Annotated in this window: 13 protein-coding genes; 9 read left to right on the top strand and 4 right to left on the bottom strand. The window is 44.1% G+C overall.

Annotated elements, in window-relative coordinates; translation table 11 throughout:
• Nucleotides 1-90 precede the first annotated feature (90 nt).
• From G9Q97_RS02800 to G9Q97_RS02785, 4 genes are read left to right on the top strand one after another with little or no spacing between them, the layout of a single operon-like run.
• Nucleotides 91-1,323 (top strand): M16 family metallopeptidase, encoded by a 1,233-nt coding sequence (locus G9Q97_RS02800; protein WP_166142903.1) that lies wholly within the window; start codon nt 91-93, stop codon nt 1,321-1,323.
• Nucleotides 1,323-1,961, top strand: coding sequence for an O-methyltransferase (locus tag G9Q97_RS02795; RefSeq protein WP_166143462.1), 639 nt, complete (start codon nt 1,323-1,325; stop codon nt 1,959-1,961). Before G9Q97_RS02800 ends, G9Q97_RS02795 begins: the two co-directional genes overlap by 1 nt.
• Nucleotides 1,962-1,967: 6 nt before the next feature.
• The gene (locus G9Q97_RS02790; RefSeq protein ID WP_246255370.1) at nt 1,968-3,548 is read left to right on the top strand and encodes a LysM peptidoglycan-binding domain-containing protein; all 1,581 of its coding nucleotides are present in this window, start codon (nt 1,968-1,970) and stop codon (nt 3,546-3,548) included.
• A 44-nt stretch (nt 3,549-3,592) separates the two neighbouring features.
• The gene (locus G9Q97_RS02785) at nt 3,593-4,576 is read left to right on the top strand and encodes a DUF3078 domain-containing protein (RefSeq protein WP_166142901.1); all 984 of its coding nucleotides are present in this window, start codon (nt 3,593-3,595) and stop codon (nt 4,574-4,576) included.
• Here the strand turns inward: G9Q97_RS02785 and G9Q97_RS02780 are convergent.
• The 3 genes from G9Q97_RS02780 to G9Q97_RS02770 form a co-directional block, all read right to left on the bottom strand.
• A complete protein-coding gene (locus tag G9Q97_RS02780) occupies nt 4,573-5,046 on the bottom strand; it encodes a hypothetical protein (RefSeq protein ID WP_166142899.1) in 474 nt (157 codons plus the stop codon). The two genes, G9Q97_RS02785 and G9Q97_RS02780, sit on opposite strands and share 4 nt — an antisense overlap.
• A gap of 116 nt (nt 5,047-5,162) precedes the next feature.
• Nucleotides 5,163-6,308, bottom strand: coding sequence for a DNA polymerase III subunit gamma/tau (locus G9Q97_RS02775; protein WP_166142898.1), 1,146 nt, complete (start codon nt 6,306-6,308; stop codon nt 5,163-5,165).
• A gap of 149 nt (nt 6,309-6,457) precedes the next feature.
• Nucleotides 6,458-7,318, bottom strand: a complete 861-nt coding sequence (locus G9Q97_RS02770; RefSeq protein ID WP_166142896.1) for a GNAT family N-acetyltransferase — start codon at nt 7,316-7,318, stop codon at nt 6,458-6,460.
• A gap of 139 nt (nt 7,319-7,457) precedes the next feature.
• Between G9Q97_RS02770 and G9Q97_RS02765 the strand changes: the two genes are divergently transcribed.
• From G9Q97_RS02765 to G9Q97_RS02750, 4 genes are all read left to right on the top strand, one after another.
• A complete protein-coding gene (locus tag G9Q97_RS02765; protein ID WP_166142894.1) occupies nt 7,458-8,945 on the top strand; it encodes a DUF5687 family protein in 1,488 nt (495 codons plus the stop codon).
• Entirely contained in the window at nt 8,942-9,640 is a 699-nt protein-coding gene (locus tag G9Q97_RS02760; protein WP_166142892.1) for an ABC transporter ATP-binding protein, read from the top strand. Before G9Q97_RS02765 ends, G9Q97_RS02760 begins: the two co-directional genes overlap by 4 nt.
• Before the next feature lie 74 nt (nt 9,641-9,714).
• Nucleotides 9,715-10,944, top strand: a complete 1,230-nt coding sequence (locus G9Q97_RS02755) for a sulfite oxidase (RefSeq protein WP_166142890.1) — start codon at nt 9,715-9,717, stop codon at nt 10,942-10,944.
• A 4-nt stretch (nt 10,945-10,948) separates the two neighbouring features.
• On the top strand, nt 10,949-11,404 hold the full coding sequence (locus G9Q97_RS02750) for a hypothetical protein (RefSeq protein ID WP_166142888.1): 456 nt from the start codon (nt 10,949-10,951) through the stop codon (nt 11,402-11,404).
• 1 nt (nt 11,405) lies between these two features.
• Here G9Q97_RS02750 and G9Q97_RS02745 read toward each other — a convergent pair whose 3' ends face one another.
• Nucleotides 11,406-12,791 carry a DUF3748 domain-containing protein gene (locus G9Q97_RS02745; RefSeq protein ID WP_246255368.1) on the bottom strand — a complete coding sequence of 462 codons (1,386 nt, stop codon included), beginning with the start codon at nt 12,789-12,791 and terminating at the stop codon, nt 11,406-11,408.
• Between the two features lie 138 nt (nt 12,792-12,929).
• On the opposite strand from G9Q97_RS02745, the gene G9Q97_RS02740 reads away from it, so the two are divergent.
• Nucleotides 12,930-15,077, top strand: a complete 2,148-nt coding sequence (locus G9Q97_RS02740) for a glycoside hydrolase family 31 protein (protein WP_166142884.1) — start codon at nt 12,930-12,932, stop codon at nt 15,075-15,077.
• Nucleotides 15,078-15,102: the final 25 nt, after the last annotated feature.

Genomic DNA, 15,102 nt, shown 5'->3' with positions numbered 1-15,102 from the left:
CGTATCAAATCGCAGGAGGAATCCCTTTTTTCGGTCTACCGGTTTCTTTCCCAATTTTTGCTGTTATTTTTGTGTTTTGAAAAGCAAGGCATGCCATATCAGATCAAGGAATTAGCAAACGGAATCAGGATTGTTCATCAGGAAGTTACCAGCACCAGGTTGGTACACTGTGGGTTTGTACTGGATATAGGCAGCAGGGATGAAACCCATGAGCAGCAGGGACTGGCCCATTTCTGGGAACACATGGCCTTTAAAGGCACCCAAAAGAGAAAAGCCTTCCACATCATCAACCGCCTGGATTCAGTGGGAGGCGAGTTAAATGCGTATACCACCAAAGAAAAAATCTGTTTTTACGCCACCGTACTTCAGCAGCATTGGGACAAAGCCGCCGACCTGCTTTGTGACATTACTTTTCACAGTACCTTCCCACCAAAACAAATAGACAAGGAAAGGCAGGTTATCCTGGAGGAAATGGCCATGTACAGGGATTCGCCTGAGGATTCCCTGCAAGATGAATTCGACACACTATTGTTCCCTGATCATTCGCTTGGGTACAATATTCTGGGAACGGAGGAAAGCGTCGGAAATTTTTGTCAGGAGGATTTTAAAGCCTTTGTGGAAAAGCACATGTCTACTTCCAGGATCGTATGTTCTGTAGTAGGAAACATCAGCTTCAAAAAAGTCCTGAATAGACTGGAGCCTTTGCTGGAAAACATCCCGGCAAAGCAAAGTTTTACAGAAAGAAAATCCACCAACGCCTACCAGCCAAAAACCAATATCCTTTATAAAGAAATTACCCAGGTGCACTGCGCCCTGGGCAAACCTGCCCCATCCTTAACTGATGAAAGACGCATTAAATTATTTTTGCTAAACAATATCCTGGGCGGGCCGAGCATGAATTCGAGGTTGAATATGGCCCTGAGGGAAAAACATGGCCTGGCCTATAGTATTGAATCCATTTACCAGCCCTTTACCGATACGGGATTTATTGGGATATATTACGGAACAGAAGAAAAAACTGCCGCAAAGGCCAGGAGAATCGTACTCAGGGAAATCAAGAAAATCCGGGATAAAAAATTGGGGACCATGCAGCTGCACATGGGAAAGGAACAAACCATAGGCCAAATGGCCATGGCTGAGGAAAACTATTCCGGTTTGATGCTGGTATATGGCAAAAGCCTGTTGGATAAGGGCGGAATCGAATCTTTGGAAGATATTTTTTCCAAAATACGTTCCTGTACGGCAGAAGATTTGCAAGAACTTGCCAACGAGGTGTATGATGATGAAAAATTCAGTTTTCTCACTTATTTACCCAAAGCATGATGATCAATGAAGATTTATTTACATACTGCTTGCAACACAGCGCCCAGGAAGATGATTTGCTCGGACATATCAGCCGGCAAACACACCTGAAAGTGCTAAAACCCCGCATGCTTTCAGGCCCACTGCAGGGTAAACTGCTTGAAATGCTGGTAAAGTTGAGCGGCGCAAAACGGGTTTTGGAGATAGGCACTTTTACCGGTTATGCTACCATTTGCATGGGCCGGGGGCTTGGGAAAGAAGGTAAAATTGTCACCATGGATATCAATGAAGAACTGGAAACCATGGTCAGGGATTTTTTTTCCAGATCAGGCATGGCTTCTAAAATAGATTACCGTATTGGCAATGCCCTGGAATTGATACCAGAAATGGACCAGGCCTTTGATTTTGTTTTTATTGACGCAGATAAAAGAAATTATGTCAATTATTACGATCTTGTCGTTCAGGATATGGAGCCTGGCGGATTGATTTTGGCGGACAACATCCTTTGGTCGGGAAAAGTTTTGGCTCAAAATCGTAAAAAACTGGACAGAGATACGGCTGCTATTCTGGCTTTTAACAAGCGAGTTCAGGAAGATCCAAGGGTGGAAAATGTCGTTTTGCCTATCAGAGATGGTATCATGTTGGCAAGAAAGCTATAAGCAAAAATGATGAGGATATTCATTAGTTGTTTAATCATTTTATTTTTTGACTGGTCTGCTTTGCAAGGTCAGGTTGTACCTCAGGTGCCCAAAACCATTTATTTTGCAGGCATGACCTTGCGGCTCAATGCTGCTGCCCAAAAGGAAATACAGGAAGATGTAGATGCCCAGTACAGGAGCCTTTCCCATTTCCAGGTAAAATTGGACAGGATCAATCTATTTCTTCCAGTAGTAGAACGGGTATTGCGAGAAGAAGGAGTCCCCGAAGATTTTAAATATCTGGTCATTCAGGAAAGCAGCCTGATTTCAGATGCCGTTTCCACATCAAATGCCGTGGGTTTCTGGCAATTTAAAAAAGCGACAGCCGAAGAAGTAATGCTGCGGGTAGACCAGGAGATTGATGAAAGAAAAAGCATAGTAGCCTCTAGCAGAGGTGCCGCCGCCTACCTCAAAAAGCACCAAAGCTACCTCGACAACTGGGCCATTACCCTGGTTTCCTACCAAATGGGCCTGGGGGGTGCCAGAAGCTACTATAATGACAGGTACCGGGGGCAGCAGACAATGGACATTGACCGGTCCACCTACTGGTACCTGAAAAAATTTCTGGCGCATAAAATAGCTTACGAAAAACAACTGAACCAAATGGTAAGTGACGGAGGATACTTACACGAATACCCCGTAAGAGGCCCCACAGACCTGAAGGCGATAGCAAAAACCCTTAGGGTAAGTGAAAGCCATCTAAAAGAGTATAACAAATGGACAACAAAGGGAAAGATACCCGGAGACCGGACCTATGTAGTCACTTACGTTCTCAACGGAATCGTCCCTGAAAGACCTGTTTTGGCCAGTAATCCGCCCATAGCCACGGACGAAGGACTTTCTCCCATGAAAAAAAATGCCCGGGGATACCCTCAGGTAACAGGAAACATCAATAAGGCCGGCCAGGCCGGTCAGATACGGATAAATGGGATCAAGGGGATATTGGCTTCAGGTAGCAACCTCAGCCAATTGGCCAAACAAGCTGGCATTAGTGAAAGGAAGTTGAGGCGGTCAAATGACCTCAAACCTGCTGACCCGGTACAGAGCGGGAAATATTATTACACCAAAAGAAAAAAAAGCAAGGCTGAGGCAGCCGAACATGTGGTACAACCCGGTGAAACGCTTTGGGGGATTGCTCAACTTTATGGTATCCGACTGCATTCCCTGATGGCCAAAAACCGCATTTATAAAGACAAGCAACTGCTTCCTGGCATGGTGTTGCGGCTTAGAAAATACTATAAAAGAAATGAAACCATATCGCGGGTAAAACTGATCCCTGCCAAGCCCCAACAACAAGTCGCAAAATCCAGGATTGAAAAACAGCAGGTCATTGCCCCTGACGAACCTGACAACAAGAACATCGTCGTACCCGAAAGGGGAGAGCGGGAAAAAGAGATAAGCGCGGTGTTTCATCAGGTTTTACCCGGTGATACCCTCTATGCCATTTCTAAAAAATATGATGTAACGGTCGATGAACTAAAAGACTGGAATAAAATCGGTCCTGACAACCTACTTTCGGTGGGACAAAAACTGGAAATCAGAAAATAAATAAAGGAATTGACTGTATATTTGCCCCATAGCTAAAGACAAACATGCCCGGTAGGATTATTTTATTTTTGATTTTGTTATTGATTACAAGAGCCGGCTTCTCCCAGGATATTTCCAAAGCAGATACGGTTATCATAGGAGGAGATACATTGGTCATGCGGGGTGATTCTTTGATTTTCACCACTGAAGCACCACCTGTTTACTGGAAAAATGGGGGGAATTTTAATTTAAGCCTGCAACAGGTAAGTTTAAGCAATTGGGCAGCTGGGGGAGCGAGCTCTTTTGCCTTGAATACTGGTATTCAGCTTTTCGCCAATTATAAAAAAGAAAATATCATTTGGGATACCAAATTATCGGTTAATTACGGCATAAACCGACAAACTGGAAGGGCCTACCCCACCCGGAAATCAAATGACAATTTCAATTTTTCGAGTAAATACGGACGACAGTTGAGTGAAAAGGTTTACCTATCCACCCAAATTGATGCCCGGACCCAACTACTTGAAGGATACCGGTACTTCCGGCCCTCAGGTGCGGAAAGAGAGAGTCGAAACAGAATCTCGGACTTTTTGAGTCCTGGATATGTGCAATCCTCCACTGGTTTGAATTACCAAACAACATTTGAAAACGATGGTAAATTCTCCACCATTCTTTCTCCTTTTACCGGTAGGTTTACCATTGTAATGGATGATTCTCTAAGCAGGGCAGGTGCATTTGGTGTTGTCCCCGGAGAAAAAGTCAGGCCAGAGGCTGGTGTTTCCATGGGCACTACGGCGGATTTTCAGTTGATGGAAAACATTCGCTGGAAAACAGATCTCAACCTATTTTCCAACTATGAAAAACTTGGAAACATGGTTGTCAATTTCAATTCGGTCATCAGCCTCAAGGTAAATAAATACATTTCTACCCGGATTGAAACCATCCTCATCTACGACGAAAGTGTTTTTATAGAACAGGATGATGGCAGCTCTTCCCGGGCCATTCAGCTTCAAAATCTCATTAACTTCGGAATTGGCCTGGACTTCTAAAAATCAGTTTCCAGGCCAAAACGATTCTTAAGTTCTTTTAAGGCTGGAGATTTTTTCAAAAGGAAACTCAATTTTTCACTGGAAGTATACAGGTTTTTTGAAGGATCAATAGCCTCTTCTTTCACTTCAAAACTAACTTCCAGTTCCGGGTGTTGCAATTTTCTGCGCAGGATTCCAGTCAGCTCAGGCCTGAGTTTGGAAAAAAGATCTTCCTGAATCCCTTTGCTCAGAAAGAACACTACATGGTATCCCCTGACTTCAAATGGCTGCTTCAATAGGGCCATCTCCATGTTTTTATGATCTTCACTAAAAGCATGTTTTACCTCTTCCAACATTTGTTGTACTGCCTGCTCCGTGAGTTCTTGTATAGGCTTGACCGTAGTTTCGGCTGATACCGGTTGTTTTTTCGTCTCTTTTTCAACCTGCCCGGTCAATGGGCGCTCCTTTATTTGATTCCTGACGGCAGACAAACTGGAGGGAATTGCAATAGTCTTTTTTACAACCGATCCTTCGTTGACCTGGCCGCTTAAGCTTGAAGGTTTGGGCAGCTGTTTGGTTTCATCTGAATCATCCTTACCTTCAGCTGCTATACTTTTTTTTTTGAATCTGCATCAGAAACAGCCGCAAGATTGATCGCATGAGGAAGTTTGGCCAGTTTCATCAAAACCAATTCTACATGTAACCGCTGGTTTTTACTGCTCTTGTAAGCCATATCTGCCTGATTACAAATGTTCAGGGCCGACAAAAGAAAAGAAAGTGGTGTTTTAGCTGCCTGAGCAGTATAGCGTCCTTTTACAGTCTCCGAAACCTCAAGCAGCTGTACGGTATCCGGGTCTTTGCAAACCATCAATTCCCGAAAATGCTCGCTCAGGCCTACCAGAAAATTGTGACCATCAAATCCCTTCTTCAAAATTTCATCAAAAATCAACAGGGCTTTGGAAATGCTTTCTTCCAGCAATGCTTCTGTCACTTTAAAATAATAATCATAATCCAGCACATGAAGATTATTGATGGTCTCCTGGTAGGTCACTTTATTACCTGCAGAAAAAGTGACAATAAGATCAAAAATCGACAAAGCATCCCTTAGGGCTCCATCGGCTTTCGACGCTATCAGCCTTAAGGCTTCATCTTCATAGTCGATATCCTCTTCTTTTGCAATATAAGCCAGGTGTTGGCTGATATCCTGCACCTGAATTCTGTTAAAATCAAAAATCTGACATCTGGAAAGAATTGTAGGAAGAATTTTGTGCTTTTCGGTAGTAGCCAATATAAAAATTGCATGTTTGGGTGGCTCCTCCAGGGTCTTCAAAAAAGCATTAAACGCCGCTGGACTGAGCATGTGCACCTCATCAATGATGTATACTTTGTACTTGCCCTTTTGAGGCACATACCGGACCTGCTCTACCAAATTACGGATTTCGTCCACGGAATTGTTGGACGCAGCATCAAGTTCATGAACATTAAAGGAACTGTTGGCATTAAACGCCTCACAAGAACTGCATGAATTACAGGCCTCCCCACTGTCCTGTCTGGATTCGCAGTTTATGGTTTTGGCCAGTATCCTGGCACAGGTAGTCTTTCCCACTCCTCTGGGGCCACAAAACAAAAAAGCCTGAGCAAGGTGGTTGTTTTTAATGGCATTTTTTAAGGTGGTGGTAATATGACTTTGTCCCACTACGCTTTTAAAATCGGAGGGCCTGTACTTTCTGGCAGAAACAACAAAATTTTCCATCACTGCAATTTATAAAATAAATTGAACTTAAATCTGCTCCTCTCTCCTTTTTACCTCTCAGAAAAGGTTAAGCCGCTGAAAATATGACTTTTAAAATAAAAGTGGATTCTTATCATAAATTCAATGCCCTTAGTGTAAAAAAGAATGGCTCATCCCAATTCTGGTCCGGCAATCAGGTAATATTTTTCTGGCATGCCTACAGAGGAATTGGTATGTAAATACATCCTTATCAATTCTCTTTGGGTTTTAAAACCTTCCTGCTCCAACCAGACATTCATCGCTGGTCTGTTGGCAGCCATATCCAACACCAATTCCCTTCCCCCCCACTGAATCATGGCCTGTTGCAGAAGTGCCCTGGCTACGGCCTCGTTTTCTGCTATCAGGGGCCCAAGCTGTAAGTAGTTACTGCCTTTTCTGCTCAATAAAAAGCCTTTGACAATCCCTTGCTCCCTGAATAAATATGCTCCCCCGGGAAATGAGGCCCATATATGTCTGAGTACTACTTCCCTATCTGCTCCAAAAACAGCAGCATCAAAGGGAAGTATTTCATTAAAACCGGAAGAATCAAGCTTGTAAACCGACGGGGAAAGGTCACTATTTGTCAAAGCACCACCTGTCTTTCTGATCCACCTGAAAAGTGAATATTCTTTTTTGAATCCCAATTTCTCATACACTGCCTGACCTGCAGGGGTTGCATCTAATTTGATGGTTTGGCAGAAGTTCAGTTTGTGAATCACCTCCCGCATCAATCTTTTACTGATCCCTTTCCTTCTGAATTGTCGATGGACGAGCATCATCCCTATCCATGCCAGTTTGTTTTCAAAAGCAAAAGCCGACACAGTCCCCACTGTTTTTTCTTCCAACCTCGCCACAAGACAAAGATCAGGATGGTGGGTAAGGAACAGCTCCCAGTCTGTTTGGGTTTGGTTCCAGCCCTCTGCCGTTTTTAAATCCATTACAGCCGGCAGGTCTTCTTGCTGCATGGTCCTTAAGAATATTTCCGAATCCATAGCCTTGGGTATTCCTCCAAAGATGTAATATTTACCAGTAAACAGGAAATTTTTAACGGCAGTTGTTAATTTTTTTATATTTTAGAAATTGAATTTTGATTCCTAATTGATAGGCGACAATAAAAACCCAATAACGAATATGGTGAGCAACCTGATAAAACTGGAAATATTAAAAAGGATAAGAAGTACTTCCTTTGCCAGAAGCCTTGCCATTGGGATTTTTGTTTTTTTTATCGGTATTTTCCTTTTGGGTTATCTGTTGCTCCTGGGCCTGGTACTTAACAAGCTCATCAGAGAAGTACTCGGAAAAGATGATGCTGTGGTCTTTATCAACAGTTGCCTGTTGTATTTTTTCTTGTTGGAACTCATTTACCGGTATTTTATACAGCAGTTACCCGTCATCAGCCTGGGCAGTTTTCTGCATCTACCCCTGTCCAAATCCAAAATCATTCATTTCCTACTTGGTAGCAGCTTCATTTCTCCATTAAATATCATTTCTTTATTGGTTTTCGGACCTTTTGCACTTATGGAGATCAAACCCATTTATGGTGGATTTCCAGCAGTAATTTGGTTGGCTGCCGTTATTCTTACCAGTTGGTCCATACATTGGTTTATTCTATGGTTCAAACAGCGATTTGAGGACAGCCTCATAGGCACATTGGCCGTTTTCACTACCCTTCTGATCAGCCTTGGTGCCAATTATTTTGGCTTCTATGACCTGGGGGCCTTTTTTGAGCCTGTATTTACTTTTGCCCTGGAAAGTCCCGTACCCATTTTCTTGCTGCTCACCCTATTGATTTTGAGCTACTTTCTTTGTTTCGCCTTTTATCGCCAAAATGCCTATCTGGAGGAACTTAGTGAAAAAGAACACCTGCAGTTTGCCAATAAAAACCTGGGCTTTCTGTCAAAATTCGGGCTTGCGGGAGAGATGGCCAATTTGGAATGGAAACTGATTATCCGACATAAAAAAAGCCGGACATACCTGATGTTATGCCTGGTCTTCTTGCTATACGGGCTTATTTTTTATAACAATCCTGCCTTTCAGTCAACTTCCGGCTTTAATCATCAATTTATTTTTGTTGGGACCTTTATCACCGGTATTTTCATGTTACAGTATGGACAGCTTTTTTTGAGTTGGAACTCCCCGGCATTTGATTTCTATGTCCACCAAAAAAATGGCTTGAAGGCACTGGTCAGGGGAAAATACCTTTTGTTTACAGGGATTTCCTTGCTGTGTTTCATCCTGTCTATACCATATGTCTATTTTGGTTGGAATGTTTTACTGATCCACCTGGCCACCTTTTTGTTCAATATTGGTATCACCATACACCTGGTCATTTACCTGGCCTTATGGAAACCCAAACCCATGGACCTGAATAAAGGTTCTATGTTCAATTATGAAGGTATGGGTTTGTCACAATTTTTGATGTTCATACCACTGATTGCCGCACCATATGCTGTATTTCTACCTTTTGCCTACCTGTTTGGTGATTACGCAGGCTTGTTGGCCATGAGTATTACAGGGGCTTTTGGATTACTGGTATTTCGAAGGATTTCCACTTCGATGGCAGAAAAAGTCATTCAAAACAAATATGAAATTTCCTCTGCATTTCGACAGGAATTATGATAAAGATAAATGGATTGAAGAAAATTTATGGGGAGGCCACGGTGCTCAATATTCCGGAACTGATTATCCCCAAAAGCCAGTGTTTTGGCCTGGTAGGGAATAATGGTGCTGGAAAAACAACGTTATTCCGGATCATGCTGGATTTGGTTCGTGCTACAGAAGGTATTGTAATGGTAGATGAAGAAGATGTAAGCAAAGGTGAACAGTGGAAAACTAAAGTAGGTGCTTACCTTGACGAAAACATGTTGCTTTCCTACCTCAGTCCTGAGGAATATTTTAATGCCCTACGAAAAATCTATCACCTTTCAGATCAGGACCTGAACCTGCATATGGAAAAATTCACCGATTTCTTCAATGGAGAAATCCTTGGGAGTAAAAAATACATCCGGGACCTTTCCAAAGGGAACATCAAGAAAGTGGGCATTGCGGCAGCCATGCTGGGCAACCCCGAAGCTGTCCTGTTGGATGAGCCATTCGAAAACCTGGACCCCAGTTCACAAATCCGGCTAAAAAAACTTATCCTGAAAGAAAAAGCAGACCATCAGGTCACCTTTCTGATTTCCAGCCATGATCTCAACCATGTCATAGAAATCTGTGACCGGATAGTTTTATTGGAAAAAGGGCAAATGATCAAAGACCTTGATGAAAAGAATAAAATGACGGAGGAATTAAACAGCTATTTCAATGTAGGCTAAAACACCCCAGGAAAACGAAAGTTTATAGATTGATTGAATCCTCCACATGCTATTTTGCTTAAAAATTTAATGATATGAGAAACCCTTCCAACAGAAGAAATTTTATCAGAAAAACATCTTTGGGTTCATTGGGCGCTTTGCTTGGTGCAAAAATTGTTTATGCCCTTCCCGAAGGATATCTTCCCCTGGCTTTACACCAGGAAAATGATCCGGGCAAACTTTTTGGAAAACATGAGGAAATGGTGGTCCTGAATGACCAACCCTGGAATGTGGAGGCTCAGGCCCATTTACTCGATGAGCCCGTTACCCCGGCAGATAAAATGTTTATCCGGAACAATGGTATCATTCCGGAAGATGTAGACGTCAATTCATGGACATTAACCATCAAAGGCGAATCTTCCAGTCAGGAAAAAACCTATTCCCTTCAAGAATTGAAAACCAAATTTAGCCCACACAGCTACCAATTGGTTTTGGAATGTGGTGGAAATGGGAGAAGCGAATTCTATCCTCCGGCCGAAGGTAATCAATGGACAGTCGGGGCAGTTTCCTGCGCCAGGTGGACAGGAGTCAGGTTAAGAGACGTACTCCGGGATGTGGGCATCAAAGATAATGCTGTCTATATTGGATATTATGGAGCAGATACCCACCTCAGCAGGGACCCCAATAAAAACCCGATTTCAAGGGGGATCCCGATAAACAAAGCCATGGAAGACCAGACACTGCTGGCGTATGCCATGAATGATCAGGATATCCCCATTGCCCATGGCCATCCCCTGCGCCTGATAGCTTCAGGATTCCCAGCCTCTGCATCAGGGAAGTGGATCCATACCCTGGCGGTAAGAGATAGGGTACATGATGGGGAAAAAATGGCACCACCTTCCTATTCAGTTCCTTGCGAACCAGTGCAGCCAGGCACGAATGTTGCCAATGAAGACATGTGTATCATTGAAAAAATGCCGGTAAAATCCCTGATCACCTATCCAAAATCCGGAGCCATTATCGGGGAAAACCAAAAGTTAACTATTCGTGGGCATGCCTGGACCGGTGCCGGAAATATCAGCAAAATGGAATATTCTATTGATTTCGGAGCTACCTGGCAGGCCTGCAAACTGCAAGCTGCTGTCAATCCCTACGCCTGGCAACGGTTTGAAGCAGCAATCACCTTTCCCCAAAAGGGATACTATGAAGTCTGGGCAAAAGCTACTGACAGTGAGGGTATAAGCCAACCCATGCTTACCCCTGGCTGGAACCCCAAAGGCTACCTTAACAATGCCTGCCATAGGATAGCCGTAAAAGTATCTTAAGAACATGCAACATCTACCTAATAATTTAAGATTATTGATTGGAGCAGGGCTTTTGGTGCTGATCCTGATTGGTTTTGGTATTTATTTTCAGTCTTTGCCCGATGCGCCTCCCGCCGATGGAGAGATAAAAAATGCAGATAAGCCCCTTGCAGTAGAAGGGATTGAATCTGACATTCAAAACGGCATACATGAACCAACTGGATTTATTGCCAGTGAAGGTTTGGAACTGGTCATTGCCCACTGTACTGCCTGTCATTCCGCCAAACTGGTCACGCAAAACCGTGCAGACCGGGAAGGATGGAAAAAAATGATTCGGTGGATGCAGGAAACCCAAAACCTTTGGGAGCTGGGCGAACAGGAAGAAGCCATACTGGATTACCTGTCAGCAAATTATGCTCCGGTAAAAACGGGTAGACGTCCACCTCTTACCAACATAGAATGGTACGAGTTAAAAGACTGATTTAAGGCCTTTCGGCCAAAAATACCTGAATAAACCCTTCAATCTTTTTGTTAAAAGCCAATCTGTTTCCATTGCGTGAATAAGCCAGGGCATAAGGGGCAGAAACAAACCCAGGGCTGATCCTTCTCGGAAGTCCCGGACTTCCTTGCTCATCCAATCGATTGAGGTAAATGGCATTGTCACATACATAGGCGAATTCCCTGATTTCAGGATGCCAGCTCACCATGCTTTGTACATGGCTATCATGAAAACTTACCTGGATAGAATTCCCACCCAGGCTGGGTACCAAAAACACCTGAACGATTCCCCTGTCGTCTTTGGCCAGGTAACTCACATAAGTCCCGTCCATGGATGAACTTACCCAGTGTCTGGGTTCCGGGGAGACACCAGGATATTTCCTGTTTTCGGTAAATGTCAATCTTCTCCATCTGGCATCCTTCGGGGGCATGGGCATGGTAGTCAGGGTCCCTTCCAGCGGTCCGTAATTACCGGCTTTATGAATATCCTCTGGTACATCCACTATAAAAACCTCTGTCAACTTCTTTCCATCCCCATTTAGCAAATCCCCTAAAAAAGCCCTTGAAAGCTGCCAGCTTCCATCTTCCCGCTGATATCCATTTTTACCAACCCACCAATCGCTATATGCACGGCTGATTTCGTCGCTGCCGGGTTTGGGAGCAGCCACCACTTTGACCAATACTACGGAAAACCAACTTCCCTGAATATTCTCCCCAGGCTGATCCATATCCACTTCTATGACTGGAGCCCGCTTTTTGGACACCCCTACTGTTCTTAAGTCATGTACCTTGCCGGTTTTTTCCTGCAAAGCTACCATCAAGGCATCGTTATAGGTAAAGCCCAACCAGTCTCCATCACCACTCCACTGATGGCGGTGCGTTCCTCCTCGAAGAGCTCCCGGTGTAAAAGGAGCTGAAACATCCCGGCTATCCATCCAATAGGATCGATTTCCGGCGGATTCATCTACAATCATTCCCAGACGCCTGTGTCCTGCGTAAGGAGTATCCTCATCCGAAAGGGGCAAGCCATGAATGAAAACCACCTGGTTATGGTAAGGGTGGTAACTTACCGCCCCTACCCCGGGGCCATAGGGATTTGAGGATGCTACCTGGTAAATGATTTGGGATTCTCCGTTTTCTACATGTACTTTTTCAATCCTGTCATTCAGGGCTATTCCCGCAGGATCCGGGCGGGTATCGTAAACAATCCACTGATCGTCAGGAGAAAAATTTTGGTTATGGTCCAGTTCATGATTTTGAGGTTTAAATGTCAATTGCCGGATATTCCATAAATCCTGGGAGTAAGCAGGCCGTATCAGGAGTATCATAAAGTAAGCAAACGCACAAGTTTTGAAGAAAGAATGGAGCATTGAGCAAGTTTTATCTGTATTTGTTAAATATACTTCCCAATAGCTACTTTTTACCATTTTTCATCAGCCTAATTGCAATCGGTTTTATAAGTCCGATTTTTTTCTGAATATTAGCAGTCTTACAATAAATCCGGAAAAATGAAATATAACATTTACTGCTTGATTTTTTTTATTGGTTTCTATTCTGTCTCCCAGGCCCAGGAAATCCAATGGGAGTCCATCGCCCCGGGAATCTGGAAAGGCACCACTGGGGTTCCTGAAAGCTATGATCTTTTGTCGGCTGCGAATCCCACTACCAAAATGGCTGCCATAGAAAAATTGGGAGCGGCACCATTCCCTATGGATAAAAAAGAGGTTACGGCCAGGCAAAAAGACGGTAAAACCTATTTGAAGTTTCCCTTGACGAGGGAGGAACAGCTTTTTGGATTCGGTTTGAACTTCAAAACGGTCCACCAAAGGGGACGTATAGTAAGACTCCATGTAGATCATTACGGCGGAGTCGATAACGGCCGAACCCATGCCCCTGTTCCATTTTATGTTTCTGATCTGGGATATGGAATTTTCATCAACTCCGCCAGGTACCTTGATATTTATGCAGGATCTGCATCCCGGCTGGACAGCAAAGATCCTGCAATAGCAAGGGATCGCAATACAGATCCGGAATGGACCGCAAGTCCTTATTCAGATGGGGTGGAAATCCTTGTTCCTGCCGGGGGTGTCGAGTTTTACTTGTTTGCAGGCCCTTCTCCCCTGGAGGCTGTGCAAAGGTTTAACTTATTCAATGGTGGAGGCCCCTTACCTCCACGCTGGGGCCTGGGATTCACGCAACGCGTTCACCGGCTTTATGACCAGGATGATGTCATCTCGGAAGTAGATGAGTTTGAAAAGAGAGGTTTTCCCCTGGATTTTATAGGTTTGGAACCCGGATGGCTGAGTAAATCCTACCCAAACACCTTTGACTGGGATGCTGAAAGGTTTCCGGACCCGGCAGCATTGGCAGCGACCTTAAAAAAGAAAGGAGTAGGCTTAAATCTTTGGATCAACCCTTACGTTTCGCCGGAAGCAGATTTTTATGAGGAGCTAAAACCCTATTATGGAAGCCATACGGTCTGGGCAGGAGCTGTGCCTGATCTCAGCATAGAAAAGGCACGAAACATCTACTGGCAAAAATTTAAAAAAGACCATATTGGTGTTGGGGTGGGGGGATACAAAATCGATGAGGTAGATGGATATGACCGCTGGCTTTGGCCGGATGTAGCGGTATTTCCTTCTGGTCTGTCAGCTGAGCAACTGCGCCAGACTTATGGATTATTGGTTCAGCAACAGAGCGCCAAACTTTTTCGGGAACAGGATCGCAGAACCTACGGACTGGTGAGGGCCTCGAATGGAGGTGGGGTTTCTTTTCCCTATGTGTTGTACAATGATTATTACAACCACAAGGATTTCATTACAGCCCTCATTAACAGCGGCTATGCAGGGGTATTGTGGACCCCGGAGGCCAGGGCCTCCGATACTGCTGAGGAATGGTTGAGAAGATTTCAAACAGTGGTCTTTTCTCCCATGGCCATGATCAATGCCTGGGCTAGCGGCACCAAGCCCTGGACCTACCCTGAGGTGGAAGAAAAGGTAAAAGCCATGGCATTATTGCGCATGCAGATGATGCCTTACTGGTACAGCAGCTTTGCCGAATATCATTTTGAAGGAATGCCTCCATTCCGGGGCATGAACCTGGAGCCCGGTTTTGAGGAGAAAATTCAGGTGCAGCATAGGAATGCCATTGACCTGGAATCCAATCCTTATGAAGAAGCACTAAAAAAAGAGATCAAAGACCAATACATGGCGGGACCCTCGCTTTTGGTAGCCCCTTTTTTTGCTGGCGAAACCTCACGGGAGGTAATACTGCCAAAAGGGAATTGGTACGATTTCTATGACGGAAGCTATGCCGGTAATGGGGAAATCATTTCCATAACTGCCCGACTGGACCAGATTCCTGTTTTTGTCAAAGAGGGAGGAATTATTCCCATGATGGAGCCAAGACTTCATGCGCCTGCTAAAGGAGAAACTTTTGACCTGGAAATAAGGCATTATGGAGAAACTCCCTCCACTTATTTGCTTTACGATGATGATGGGGAGTCCTTCGCCTATGAAAAGGGTGATTTTTCTTGGAGGGAAATAAAAGTCGAAAAGGACGGGAGTGGAAAGTGGAAAGGGACTGTATCTAAAGCAGCAAAGGGTAAGCCTGATCATATTGGCGCCGTCAGCTGGAAATTTATGACCAATCAATAATTTGATTGAAATTTAAGAGACATTC

The organism is Cyclobacterium plantarum (genome assembly GCF_011290685.1).
Lineage (GTDB): Bacteria > Bacteroidota > Bacteroidia > Cytophagales > Cyclobacteriaceae > Cyclobacterium > Cyclobacterium plantarum.
This window is presented reverse-complemented; position numbering and strand designations above follow the sequence as displayed.

Bases quoted from the DNA above. Each gene is read 5' to 3' on its own strand.
- G9Q97_RS02790 (WP_246255370.1), top strand. From the start codon at position 1,968: ATGATGAGGATATTCATTAGTTGTTTAATCATTTTATTTTTTGACTGG.
- G9Q97_RS02785 (WP_166142901.1), top strand. From the start codon at position 3,593: ATGCCCGGTAGGATTATTTTATTTTTGATTTTGTTATTGATTACAAGA.
- G9Q97_RS02745 (WP_246255368.1), bottom strand. From the start codon at position 12,791: ATGCTCCATTCTTTCTTCAAAACTTGTGCGTTTGCTTACTTTATGATA.
- G9Q97_RS02765 (WP_166142894.1), top strand. From the start codon at position 7,458: ATGGTGAGCAACCTGATAAAACTGGAAATATTAAAAAGGATAAGAAGT.
- G9Q97_RS02800 (WP_166142903.1), top strand. From the start codon at position 91: ATGCCATATCAGATCAAGGAATTAGCAAACGGAATCAGGATTGTTCAT.
- G9Q97_RS02775 (WP_166142898.1), bottom strand. From the start codon at position 6,308: ATGGAAAATTTTGTTGTTTCTGCCAGAAAGTACAGGCCCTCCGATTTT.
- G9Q97_RS02795 (WP_166143462.1), top strand. From the start codon at position 1,323: ATGATCAATGAAGATTTATTTACATACTGCTTGCAACACAGCGCCCAG.
- G9Q97_RS02740 (WP_166142884.1), top strand. From the start codon at position 12,930: ATGAAATATAACATTTACTGCTTGATTTTTTTTATTGGTTTCTATTCT.
- G9Q97_RS02755 (WP_166142890.1), top strand. From the start codon at position 9,715: ATGAGAAACCCTTCCAACAGAAGAAATTTTATCAGAAAAACATCTTTG.
- G9Q97_RS02760 (WP_166142892.1), top strand. From the start codon at position 8,942: ATGATAAAGATAAATGGATTGAAGAAAATTTATGGGGAGGCCACGGTG.
- G9Q97_RS02750 (WP_166142888.1), top strand. From the start codon at position 10,949: ATGCAACATCTACCTAATAATTTAAGATTATTGATTGGAGCAGGGCTT.
- G9Q97_RS02770 (WP_166142896.1), bottom strand. From the start codon at position 7,318: ATGGATTCGGAAATATTCTTAAGGACCATGCAGCAAGAAGACCTGCCG.